The sequence below is a fragment of the Alkalibacillus aidingensis genome (assembly GCF_014595945.1).
GTDB classification, from domain to species: Bacteria; Bacillota; Bacilli; order Bacillales; family Alkalibacillaceae; genus Alkalibacillus; species Alkalibacillus aidingensis.
In genome coordinates, this window is record NZ_JABXWU010000001.1 from 464,854 (window position 1) to 477,151 (window position 12,298).

At 35.6% G+C, this 12,298-nt stretch carries 12 protein-coding genes; 2 read left to right on the forward strand and 10 right to left on the reverse strand.

Annotated features, from left to right (window positions below; translation table 11 throughout):
* Positions 1-10 precede the first annotated feature (10 nt).
* From HWQ49_RS02365 to HWQ49_RS02385, 5 genes are all read right to left on the reverse strand, one after another.
* Positions 11-538 (reverse strand): hypothetical protein, encoded by a 528-nt coding sequence (locus HWQ49_RS02365; protein ID WP_223154946.1) that lies wholly within the window; start codon positions 536-538, stop codon positions 11-13.
* A 473-nt stretch (positions 539-1,011) separates the two neighbouring features.
* On the reverse strand, positions 1,012-2,991 hold the full coding sequence (locus tag HWQ49_RS02370; protein ID WP_188205963.1) for a S9 family peptidase: 1,980 nt from the start codon (positions 2,989-2,991) through the stop codon (positions 1,012-1,014).
* A 117-nt stretch (positions 2,992-3,108) separates the two neighbouring features.
* A complete protein-coding gene (locus HWQ49_RS02375) occupies positions 3,109-6,678 on the reverse strand; it encodes a dynamin family protein (protein WP_188205964.1) in 3,570 nt (1,189 codons plus the stop codon).
* Positions 6,679-6,744: 66 nt separating this feature from the next.
* The gene (locus HWQ49_RS02380) at positions 6,745-7,791 is read right to left on the reverse strand and encodes a GGDEF domain-containing protein (protein ID WP_188205965.1); all 1,047 of its coding nucleotides are present in this window, start codon (positions 7,789-7,791) and stop codon (positions 6,745-6,747) included.
* Positions 7,792-7,878: 87 nt separating this feature from the next.
* A complete protein-coding gene (locus HWQ49_RS02385; RefSeq protein WP_188205966.1) occupies positions 7,879-8,115 on the reverse strand; it encodes an indolepyruvate ferredoxin oxidoreductase subunit alpha in 237 nt (78 codons plus the stop codon).
* Between the two features lie 166 nt (positions 8,116-8,281).
* Here HWQ49_RS02385 and HWQ49_RS02390 point away from each other — a divergent pair, with 166 nt between their 5' ends.
* A complete protein-coding gene (locus HWQ49_RS02390; protein ID WP_317450896.1) occupies positions 8,282-9,181 on the forward strand; it encodes a M14 family metallopeptidase in 900 nt (299 codons plus the stop codon).
* A 42-nt stretch (positions 9,182-9,223) separates the two neighbouring features.
* On the opposite strand, the gene HWQ49_RS02395 is transcribed toward HWQ49_RS02390, so the two are convergent.
* From HWQ49_RS02395 to HWQ49_RS02410, 4 genes are all read right to left on the reverse strand, one after another.
* The gene (locus HWQ49_RS02395) at positions 9,224-9,427 is read right to left on the reverse strand and encodes a DUF6501 family protein (RefSeq protein ID WP_188205968.1); all 204 of its coding nucleotides are present in this window, start codon (positions 9,425-9,427) and stop codon (positions 9,224-9,226) included.
* Positions 9,428-9,465: 38 nt separating this feature from the next.
* Entirely contained in the window at positions 9,466-10,419 is a 954-nt protein-coding gene (gene msrA, locus HWQ49_RS02400) for a peptide-methionine (S)-S-oxide reductase MsrA (RefSeq protein WP_188205969.1), read from the reverse strand.
* A 25-nt stretch (positions 10,420-10,444) separates the two neighbouring features.
* Positions 10,445-10,930: a VrrA/YqfQ family protein gene (gene vrrA, locus HWQ49_RS02405; RefSeq protein ID WP_188205970.1), complete on the reverse strand. Its 486-nt coding sequence runs from the start codon at positions 10,928-10,930 to the stop codon at positions 10,445-10,447.
* Positions 10,931-10,997: 67 nt separating this feature from the next.
* Entirely contained in the window at positions 10,998-11,663 is a 666-nt protein-coding gene (locus tag HWQ49_RS02410; RefSeq protein ID WP_223154948.1) for a uracil-DNA glycosylase, read from the reverse strand.
* 228 nt (positions 11,664-11,891) lie between these two features.
* Here HWQ49_RS02410 and HWQ49_RS02415 point away from each other — a divergent pair, with 228 nt between their 5' ends.
* Positions 11,892-11,981, forward strand: a complete 90-nt coding sequence (locus HWQ49_RS02415) for a YjcZ family sporulation protein (protein WP_188205972.1) — start codon at positions 11,892-11,894, stop codon at positions 11,979-11,981.
* Positions 11,982-12,077: 96 nt separating this feature from the next.
* Here the strand turns inward: HWQ49_RS02415 and HWQ49_RS02420 are convergent, their stop codons facing one another.
* Complete coding sequence (locus HWQ49_RS02420) at positions 12,078-12,290, reverse strand: YozE family protein (protein ID WP_188205973.1); 213 nt, start codon at positions 12,288-12,290, stop codon at positions 12,078-12,080.
* Between the last annotated feature and the right edge of the window lie 8 nt (positions 12,291-12,298).

Below are 12,298 nucleotides of genomic sequence, written 5' to 3' on the forward strand. Positions count from 1 at the left end.
TGCACCTCATTTATTTACATGGTAATTTAACGCGATATTGTTGATAACGATCTTTTAGGAAGTTTCGCTGTTCACTTTCAAATAATTTGTTATTTTCAACCGTATTAACATAAGAGTCATATATCGCAAAGCCAAAATGAGAAGGTATGAACATAAACCATTGTGGATCGATAACTTGATTTGCTTGTGCTAGTTCGCCCACAAAAAGTAAATGAATAGTCACAAGCACATTCGAAAAATAAACAAATGCAATCATAAAACCCATGGTGAAAATAGCTGTAATGACTCGATGGATGTATAATTGCCCTAAACCTGGTGTGAATATGGACCATACTACGGCCATCAACGGTCTTCTTTTGTCTAAATAATTAATTTCGATAGCATGAATTGTGTACGAATTAAATTTGGCATTTTCTCGGTCCGCTAGTAGGTAAACTTTATTCATATCAACAGATGATCGATAACTATCCCAAATACCATAAATATAGACAGGGATATATAACAATAGCCAGTTTGTATCTAAAACTTCTTTTGCCATATCAATATTTCCTGTAAATGAATATACCATGGCATGATTTAAATTAGCCATATTGTTAATAAGGATTTCCCAAATAAAAAGCGCATACCCTCTTAAATATTTTGATAAAAGCAGATGACCAAAGCCTGGAAATGCTGCTGACCACTATGCAATTATATATGGATTTCTCAGGTGTAGTTGTGTAGTACCAACAGGAGTAACGTGAGCTTTAAACCGACGTTCCTTGTTCGTTTGATATAATTATCCATAGCTTCCCTCAGATTTTTAATATTAAAGTCATCTTCAATTAAGTTTCACCAAATTATAGAAAAATAATCATAGGTATAGATCAATCGGACTTAATCATGAGCATCACGTAGAGTCACTTTTAATCAAATTAACAAGAAAAGCGTTAACCCTATTGGATTAACGCTCAACTGATCACACTTATCTGTGTAAAACTACAAATTTAACTTTAATAATCATTTACGATCTTAACTTAGATATTGATTAAACCAACCAATAATATGATTTAACCGTTCAATACGGAGATTTGGCTTGCCGGTACGTGATAGATTATGATCTGATTCTGGGAAGCGTACAAACTCGGTCGCTTTTTCTTGGTACTTTAAAGCAATATAAAGCTGTTCTGCTTGTTCGATCGGACAGCGAAAATCAAGCTCGTTATGAATGATCTTAAGTGGTGTTTCAATTTGGTCCACATAAGCGATCGGTGAATGTTTCCATAACTTCTCAACATCGCTTAAATCCGCTTGAATCTGCCAGTCATTAAAGTAATAACCAATATCACTAACCCCACGAAAACTAATCCAATTTGATATACTACGTTGGGTAACTGCTGCTTTAAATTTATTCGTATGACCAACAATCCAGTTTGTCATAAATCCACCATAGCTACCACCTGTTACTCCTAAACGATCCTCATCAACCCAGTCATACCGCTTCAAGATATAGTCAACGCCATTCATAATATCCTCGTAATCCCCGTGACCATAATCACCTCTTACAGCGTCAACAAACTCTTGTCCATAGCTATGACTACCTCTCGGATTTACGTACAGAACAGCATATCCGTTAGCAGCTAGATACTGCATTTCGTGGAAAAATGTATTCCCGTAAAACGCATGTGGCCCACCATGGATATTTACTACCATTGGGTATTGAGTGCCCTCTTTAAAGTTAGCCGGTTTCATAAACCAACCGTGCACGGACCAATCATCCTTACTAGAATAAGAGATAGCTTCAGGTTCAACTAGCTCCACCTCATTGATAAAAGACTCATTAAAACGGGTTACTTGTTCGAGTTTACCTGTTGTGATCTCTAATTCGTATAATTCACTTGGGTTAGTTGGCTTACTTATAGTCAATAGAGCTTTTTGTTCTTTAGCATCTAGGTCAAACCCATATACATGAAGATCTTCATTGATGGCAGGATATAAACTACCATCTATATGACCGTAGTATAATACGACATTTCCGTGATTTGATACAGGCAAATAAAACTCCTCATTACTTGCCCAAATAACAGGTCGTAACACGGGTTGTTGCTGAGTATCGGCTACGACAAAATCTCCGACTGGTGCATCTAACCCTTCAGTTAAACAAGCCGTCACACCAGAAGATAAATGATAAGCATAAACCTCCATGTGGGTTGCATTTTTATATGTACGCCCCATGTGCGCAAATAACAAATGTTCTCCATTAGGTGACGGTGTAAAACCTGATGCATACCCTTCTTCAGTAAATAGTTTTAAATCGCTTTGTGATTTTAAGTGATAAATGTAGACTTCATGGTTGAAATTAAAATCTTGATTTTCTTCTTCATCTGTAGAATAAACGAATTGTTGGTCGTTTATCCATGTTTGAAATGCATAGTTTTGCTTACCTTGTTTAATGACTTCTACTTCTTCATTATTAAGGTCAAGTAGCTTTATTTGCTGGAATTTTTCCTCTAAAACGCCAGCACCATCTGCCTTATATTTCATACGGTTAATCACCGTAGGTTTAGGTAGTTGATCTTTTTCTTCTTCATCCGATGAATCTGCTTCTAGTTCTGATAATTTAATTGAGGTTTGTAAGGCAATACGTGTACCATCCGGTGAAAATTCAGCTCTTGATACGCCATGTTCTTCATCTGTTATCTGCTTTGCCTCACCACCGTGTCGAGACATCAAGTAAAGCTGATTCTTCTCATCACGATTAGACAAGAAAATGATACTGTTCCCATCAGGAGACCATCTAGGATTAGAAACTCGATCTTTACCAAACGTCCATTGAGTCGTTTGTTTAGTATTTACATCATAATGATAGAGATTAGAAAAATACTTATTATCTTTTTCGTCAATTTCAGTCTTAACAAATAAAGCCTCACTGCGATCGGGTGAATATCTCGGGTCTGTTAAGGAACTGATATGAAAAATATCTTGTGCCTCTACTAGTCTAGTTTTGCTCATCGTCTCCCCCTAATTCATCTTTTAGTTTCACTAGTTAAACGCCCATTAATGACTATAAAACTAGGTAATCATATCATAAAACAACTTATTTGAATTGTCGAATAAAAACGACAATTTCTATAAATTTTTTAAATATTTATTGAGTTCACTTAATCTCTCTTTTTGTTCTTCATCTTGATATATTTGCTCTTTTGAATCAATCATGAAATTAATACTATTTATATATTCAGAGACCATCTTTTCAAAATAATGATTAAATTGCTTACTGAAATGACTAGTAAAAGCTTGCTTGAATTGATCAGCTATAGACTTTAAGTGGTCATTAATTTGTTTTTGGCTCAGCTCAAATACTGCTTTGATGGCGTTTTGCTCAAAGAAATCTTTCTTATTCTTAAACATTCCAGCGATTGCTTTTAAATCAACGTATTCAGTTGAATCTATACTTCTTGGTACTTCAGCATTAGGTAATTTAATTTCTTCAAAATAAATATCATCAAACTTGGTATGTTGATGAATATAATGATTAATCTGTTCAACTAACGATTGAGCAACATGATTAAAGTGGTAATCTAACAGGATGTTAGTTGAATGAAACTCCTTCGATAACCGCTGATTAACATCAACAACTAATTGTTTGATAGCCGTTTTAAGCTCATCTTGACCTTTTTTACCATTTGACTGGATGGTGGCAGGATTAATCACTTCTTTCATCAGATCGGTTAGTTGAATATTCGTTCTTTCTTGAACGTAATAAGTTAATTCTTCAATTTGTTGTTCGATTTGTTGAACAAAGATAGATCGATCCAAAGAAGAGACAAAGTCTGTAAGGTTATTTAGATCTTGTTTATACTCATTAATTAATTGCTGCTGTTGATCTTTATTTTGCTCAACTTCATTTAATGTCTGATCGACAAAAGTGTTCATTGAGTCAATCTCATGCTGTAAATTATTCGCTACCATTAATTTAGCATCATGCTTAATAAAATCATTAAAACGATTGAAAAAATACTCTGCTTCTTGATCAACACCAGATTGCTCGACTAAACGTTTACTCGACAATGGATAGATATTAGGTTTTGTAATACCATACTGCTGCAACTGATCGTTTAAATAATCCTTAACCATTGATAATTCGGTGTCTGATGCTGCGAGATCTGAAGCATTTAATATGAAAAACATCTTATCCATCGTAAAGGCATTCTTTACTCGTCCAAGCTGCTTTAAGAACTCGCGATCTGCACGAGCAAAAGCGTGATTATAATAATTAACATAAACTAAGACATCTGAATGCTTTACGTAGTGCATAGATACATTTGTATGTCTAGCGTGGATCGAATCTGCACCTGGTGTATCAACTAACGTGACTCCAGCTCGTGTTAAATCACAGTCATAATAAACAGCGATTTCTTCCACAAAGCATGACAAACGTTCCTCAGTCACATAAGGTTTAAATGAATCAAGTGTGATCTGTTTATCATCTCCCAATTTTCGTTCACATTCCTTAAAGCCTGATAAGAACGCTTCTAGGAATGATGCATCGGTTTTAGATAATTGTGTACTAAGGCTTTTTAAGTTTTTCTTTAAATATTTATTAACTTCCTGTAGGCCTTTAAATTCCTCGTTAATGTAAGGTGCAATAAGTTGATTGATCTGATAAAGCATGGTTTTGGGAGATTTAAAGGTAACAACTACGTCCTTGTGCTGATATGGTTCAAATACCGGACAGATTTTGTTAATAGCTGCGGTAGTAGGGTTAGGTGAAACAGGCAAAATGTCATCACCAATCCATGCATTTGCAAAGGAAGACTTTCCGGCACTAAATGCCCCAAATAGAGCAACCGTGAAAGTCATATGTTTTAATTTTTCATGCTTATGGTTGATTTGCTCCTGATAATTCTTCAGAATTGGAAATCGTTTAATCTGGTGTTGAAGATGATCAACCTGGTTTAACAGATGGTCAATAGATAGATTTTCACTTGGTATTGGTCGTTCTTTCGTTCCATCTCCTTCAGACATCAAGTTCTTTTCTTTAGTTGTTTTTTTCAATACATCTTTAATGTTAACCTTTTGAAACTTGTTGAGATAACTTTGAAGCGCTTCTTCTATGAACTGATGATGGTTTGATTCACAGAATGTTTGAGAAATTAGTTCTTTTTGTAGCTGATCTTTATTTTGTTGATCTTCTTTAAGACCTTTAACGTCATCTAGGTTTGATACTAGTTGCTCTTTTTGCTGATGAAGGGACTTGATTCGCTCTTTAATGTGATCATTGAGAGAACTCGCCAAGTGGTCCAGATCAGGATTTATCTGCTCTTTAACTAAACGTGCCAGTGATTTCTGTAAATCTCGACTAAAAATTAGAACATAATCACCTGTCACTTCAGCAGAAGGATTAACGACCTGCTTGACATCATGTTCATCTATCATCAATTCAAACTTTTGAAACCTTTTAATTAACTCAGAATCATGTATATTATAAGTTTCCATTTCTGATTGAAATAACTCACGAACATGCCAATTGATTTGGCTATTGATTTGTTCATTAATCACCTTTAAGAATTGTTCTTTCCGATCTTTTTTCTCTTGTTCAGTTTTCTTTTTCGTTAAAAAGGTTCCCACTTTGAATTTAGGTTGAATTGATTCTAGGTACAACCTAGCAAGTTCCCGTGTTTCAAAGGTCATTAAATAGGCTTGATCAACTAACTGAGTTAACTCCTTTTGATAATAGCCTTTTAACGACTGACTTCTCTCCATTAATTCAGCTATTTCTTCTTGTAAGCGATGAAGCTTCTCTTCTAAAATTAAATAATCCTCTATGGCATTGCTTTCATTCAGGTGATCAAACCGTTCATCAACCAACTCTTGTATAATTTGATGTAATTCAGCTGTTAGGCCCTTATCAATATAATGCTCTTTTTGATTCATGATAGATTGAATATAGTCAATCAGTAACTCTAATTGATTAGTAGGGTGATCTAATTCTTTTAATGAAGTATAAAAAATAGCTTCCGGAGCTAAACCCCAATTTTGACAGCTTTGCTTAAGAGCTTCATCATAAGCTGACATAGATAATTCATTAGGATTATGCTTGTCGATTTGATTCACAACAATTATATAAGGTACCTGTTTCTTCTCTAATTCACTCAGAAAAGCGAAGTTTACCTCAGATTGCACATGGTTATAATCAACGACATAGACGAAATAATCAATGAGGTAAACTTTAGCTAAGGTCCGATTGAATTCCTCATCATCAGCTGAATCAATACCAGGTGTATCCATTAAGGTTACATTTTCCATAAATGGCAATTGTTTAGAGATTGTTAGAGATTCTACTTCTTGTCCATTCTTAGAAAGTGTTTGAATTTGGTTAATATCTATATCATGCTCGATTGCGTATTCCTTGTTATTAAAGTGATAGACTACCTGCTCTTGTCCATGTTTAATCTCAACGATATTGGCACTTGTTGGTATTGGGCTTGAAGGCAATAGCGTTTCTCCAACAATTGTATTAATTAAAGATGACTTTCCAGCTGAGAAATGCCCAGTAAAACCAATCATTGCCTCCTGTTTTTTCCACTTATTATATAATTGTAATAATTTTTTAGTCTGTAAATCCTGACGATTCTCTTTTACTGCTAACAGTAGTTGATCAAAATTAAGTTCTGTTTTAACTTCTGTTGTCACCATATGAATTCCCCTAGTTATCTTTATTTCTAAACTCAATTAATAACATTTTATTTAGAATAGCACTTACTACTTAAATGTCCCATCAAAGATTGCTTGTCCTCTACCCTTTTGTTTCGCAAGTTGTAGGCATTCTTCAGCTCTTTTCAATAGACTGTCTCGATTGTCAGACTCAATTAGATTGACGACACCATAACTCATTGTCATTTGTTTTCCCTGTAATTCCTCAAGTAATTGAATATGTTCATTAAAATAATTATTCCAGCGTGTTATATGTTGTTTGATTGTTTTCTTATTGGTATTAAATAAGATGATCGCAAACTGATCGCCACTTACACGGAAACAATATCCCTCGCGTTTATCGACCCAGAACACAAATGTTTTACCTAAAATCGATAACACTCGATCCCCGGTTGTATGTCCATATTGATCATTTAAGGCTTTAAAATCATCAATATCAATTAGTACAATAGAGATTGGTTTTTGTCCCTGGATCAGTTTATACAGCGTGTTTTGAAAAGAACGATGATTATATAATCCCGTAATATAATCCATTAGCGCATCTTCTTGGTAATTAATATTTTCCGGGTATAGGTTTCTAACTTGACGACTAACTATTAGTCCAATCATCAATCCAGTAATAACCATTAGACTGACAGTTGACACATATGTCCAAACGGCGTCCCCGTTAAACTGTTCTAAAATGACCCCTGTTGTTGTATAACCCACTAATGCTAAAATAATCGCTATTAATAAACCTTTAGTCTTAAAGGAATTAGCAATATGTAACAGCCATACCAATGTTAAAAAAACTAACGGACTATAGACGCCGCCGGTTATTCCGATTAATCCAAAAAACAAAATAAAATCCATTAAATAACTTACCCACTTAAGGGAGCTTTGCATTTTCTGAAATCGCTTAAAGATATACATCCCTAACTGTATAACCAAGCTATAAATAGCACCATAAGTGAGTATATAGGTAAAAGTATCTAAATCGACAGTAAAGAAGGCTCGGTCTTCAACTAAAAAATATAGGCCGGCCACACCAATCAATAAAATCCAACGAAACCAAGCAAAAACTTGTTCGATATTTGCTTCACTTTTATTATACATCTGCATTCCCCTATTATCATTATTTCATTTTACATATATGAAGAAAAAAGAGACTGAATAAATATCCAGTCTCTTCTAGGCGCATGATTATTCTTGGAAGAATTTACGATTTATTTCGATATATTCCTTTTCTTCCTCAGGAAGCTCGTCTTCGTGGTAGATCGCCTCTACCGGACAAACAGCTTCGCATGCTCCACAATCGATACAAATATCTGGATCTATATAGAACATGTCTTTACCCTCTTCAATACAGTCAACCGGACATACATCTACGCACTCCGCAGCTTTTTCATCTTTACATGGTGAAGATATTACGAATGCCAAGCTAACCCCTCCTTTTATTATTTCTTATTTAAAATCATATCACTAATTTCCACGAATAACTACGTCTTAGCAGAAATTCTATCCAACATTATAATGACTTTTCATAAAATGTGCAAATTCACTCACTCATTAACATACATTTTATTGAATGGGGAGGGAAAATGCTGTGAAGAGAAATCGGATTATTAATGATCAACAACTTTATACATTTCGTCGAATGGAAGAGGATTTATATAAGCTCCAAGCTGCTTATCCACTCTTTTCTTTAAACGAAATTGGTCAATCGATTGCTGGTAAACCCATCTATGAGGTTGTAATTGGGAATGGAGAGCAACATATCCATGCTAATGCATCAATTCATGCTCACGAATCGATAACCACCTCTGTTATCATGCGTTTCATCGATGATTATTTATATGCTCTTACCAATAATCAGCCGATACGTGGTCTGAATATGCACCATTACTTTCAAGAGATCACGCTTAGTTTGGTTCCCATGGTCAATCCAGATGGAGTAGATTTACTTAATGAAGGGCTTCCTGAAGACCCTAATCTACGCGATTTAGTATTAGACATTAATCAACAACAATTAGATTTTAGCGGATGGAAAGCAAACATACGTGGTGTTGATTTAAATAATCAATTTCCCGCTAATTGGAATATCGAAAGTGCTCGCAAACCTAAACAACCTGCGCCTCGTGATTTTCCAGGTTATGGTCCACTAACCGAACCAGAAGCCCTGGCCATTTATAACTTGACACTTGCAAAAGATTTCGATCGAGTATTAGCATTACACACACAGGGAGAAATTATTTTTTGGGGATATGAAGGATTAGAACCTCCGATCTCACAAACCATAGCTAGTGAATACGGACGTGTAAGTGGTTACCACCCGATCAGGTATGTTGATAGCCATGCAGGATATAAAGATTGGTTTATACAGGACTTCAGAAGGCCTGGGTTTACGATCGAGTTAGGCAGTGGTGTGAATCCTTTGTCGGTTAGCCAATTAGATGAGTTGTATGAAAAAATGTTAGGAATCTTTTTAGTTAATCAATCTATTTAAAAAAGTGGCGAATCTTCAAAACGATTCGCCACTTCTTCTTATTTAAATCACTTCAAAATAATCTTTGTAAAAGCCAGCCATTTTTCCAAGGTCATCAATGACAAAGTAGAACTCCTCTGATTCATTCTTGACCTCATATGTTTTCCCCGGGGTTAAAACATTTTCCACTGTAAACTTCTTAGCATCCGTGTGAACACATTTAATCTGTTTCATTGTTTCATTGTTTTCCCATGTTTTATGAATCATCTGTTATCACCTTTCTCTTAATTTAAACAAACGTTTGATTAATTATTAAATAACTGCTTATATTTTCCATAACCTTCTTCTTCAAGACGTTCTTTGGGGATAAACCTCAGAGCAGCTGAGTTAATACAGTATCTCATACCACCTTGGTCTTTAGGGCCATCATCAAAAACATGTCCTAAATGTGAATCGGCATGTTGGCTTCTAACCTCTATTCTTCGCATTCCAAATGATGTATCTAATTCTTCTTCTAAGGGAGCAATTGGCTTCGTAAAGCTTGGCCAACCACAGCCAGCATCGTATTTATCTTGGGAAGAGAACAGTGGTTCACCGCTAACAATATCTACATATATCCCCTCTTCTTCGTGATCCCAGTATTCATTTTGAAAAGGAGGTTCTGTAGCATCTTCTTGAGTTACCTTATACTGTATATCTGTCAGATGTTCTCTCAGTTGTTCAATGTCTTGGTTATTAGACCAATGCTTGTTGATAAAATCTTGGCGACCAGAGCCCTTTTTATATAGTTTGTAGTGAAAGGTATTCTTTTTATAGTAATCTTGATGCCCTTCCTCAGCTGGATAAAACTTGGTTGCCTCTCTAATTTCAACAACAATAGGTTTAGAAAATTTACCACTATTCTCTAGCGCTTGCTTGGATTGTTCTGCTAATTCTCTTTGTTCTTGATCATGATAGAAAATAGCTGGCTTGTACGATTCTCCTCGATCATTAAACTGCCCACCGTTATCGGTCGGATCGATTTGTTGCCAGTATAGCTCTAATAGCTGGTCATATGGAAAAACATCAGGATCGTACGTAATTTGTACTGCTTCCAAATGACCTGTCGTATTAGAGCAAACTTCTTCGTAGGTTGGATTTTCTGTATGTCCACCCGTATAACCAGAGACCACTTCATAAATTCCCGGACGGCGGTCAAAGGGTTCGACCATACACCAGAAACACCCACCAGCAAAGGTCGCTTTCTTTAATTGACTCATTGAATCACTCCTAGGAGTACATGATTTAAATATATAGCTTAGGTTTTGGTAAACCTTGCAACTCATCTTGTTTGGATTGAGATGAACGACGAGTTGTTTCTTTCGTTTGTTTGGAAGTTTGCGAAACCGAATGCATTGCTGTTGTGGAATTATCCTCAACCTTTTTTGGTTGTTCATTGGTTTCAGCTTCTGACAATTCATCTTCAGTCATCATTAATTTTACCATATCTATGAACATCGGTGCATTTTTAATCAACGGAGCATATTGCTTCCATATTGGGAGAAACTGCTGCACCATCCCTAATCCTTTTTGTACATGATTTAAGGTCTCATGTAAAGTCTGATAATTATTGATTCCATGTTGAACAGGGCCTGCACCAAATTGAAATGGGTCGGTGGGCTGCTTAGATCCTTTAAATTTTGATACAATCTGATCGATTACTGATGGCTTTGGATGAAAAGGGTTTCCTCTTGGTGGTTGATTCCACGGATTTGGTCGTACAGGATACATCCTTCATTCCTCCTTCAATCAACTATTATAGTGTACGGGATGAAAGCATATCCTGTATAGGCAAATATTATATACACCAATTAATGGGCTCTTGCCCGTTTTGTATTAAATTGTGATTCGTTTGACTAAACGGCTTACTCCCAAAAAATCCTCGGTAAGCTGATAAGGGGCTAGGGTGTGGACCGTGTATAATCGTATGTCTCGTTTGATCAATAAATTTCTGCTTCTCTAAGGCTTGTTTTCCCCAAAGAATGAAAACCACATGGTCTTTGTAATTGCTTAACAACTCAATGATTTGATTAGTTAACTCTTCCCACCCTAATAATTTATGAGAATTAGGCTTCCCATCTTCAACAGTTAAAATCGTATTTAATAACAGAACTCCTTCTGTAGCCCAATGAGTCAAGTCTCCATGTTCAGGAATGTCACATCCAATATCTTCTGCCAACTCTTTATAAATATTTTTTAAAGATGGTGGGATTTTAGTTCCTTGGTTAACAGAAAAGCTAAGGCCATTCGCTTGTTTTTCCCCATGGTATGGATCTTGGCCTAGGATAACTACTTTAGTATCCTTAAAAGAGGTTAAGTTGAGGGCTCTAAAGATCTGATTATATGGTGGGTAAATAACCTTTGATTGATATAATTGTTTTAGTGAACCTTCAAGTTCCCTAAACCATTTGCTTTTAATTTCGTCATTTAATAAGCTGTTCCAATCCGTATGTAGCTCCATCATTCTCCTCCATTATCAATCTATTTCCTGGGAAAGCGCAGGAAATCACTATTTTCGCCATTAAGATCCCAAATTCCTGTCATATATTGTTATTTTATAATATGATTTTAACTTTTTTAAAGGTTATCATATCAACCGTTATCTAACATTCAATATGATCTAATAGCCCATACGCATATCACCTAACCTGCATAACTTAACAATGAAACCCCCTATGAGGAGGTATGCCAAATGAGTAAAGGATACTACGGTGGTGGATTTACACTTATCGTTGTACTATTCATTCTGTTAATTATAGTAGGTAGCGCCTACGTTTGCTAGTCTGCCTCCATGTAAAGAAGCCAGGTGAATGATCACCTGGCTTTTTAAATACACATTTAAGTCATGACATTTGTGACTGTTTACCTGACCGAATCACTACGCTTGATATTCATTCCAAAGTTCATCAAAAATCCTTAAGGCTTCCGGAAACGGACTATTCATCTCCAAATAGCTAGTAAGCTCATCATAATTACTTGACTGTTTGGGAAAATCGTGGTCGTGAAACATCCAGTCAGCTAATTGTTTACGATAATCACTTTTTTCATGAATACCACGATAACGCATCACATAATGGTAAAACGATCGCATAATAACAC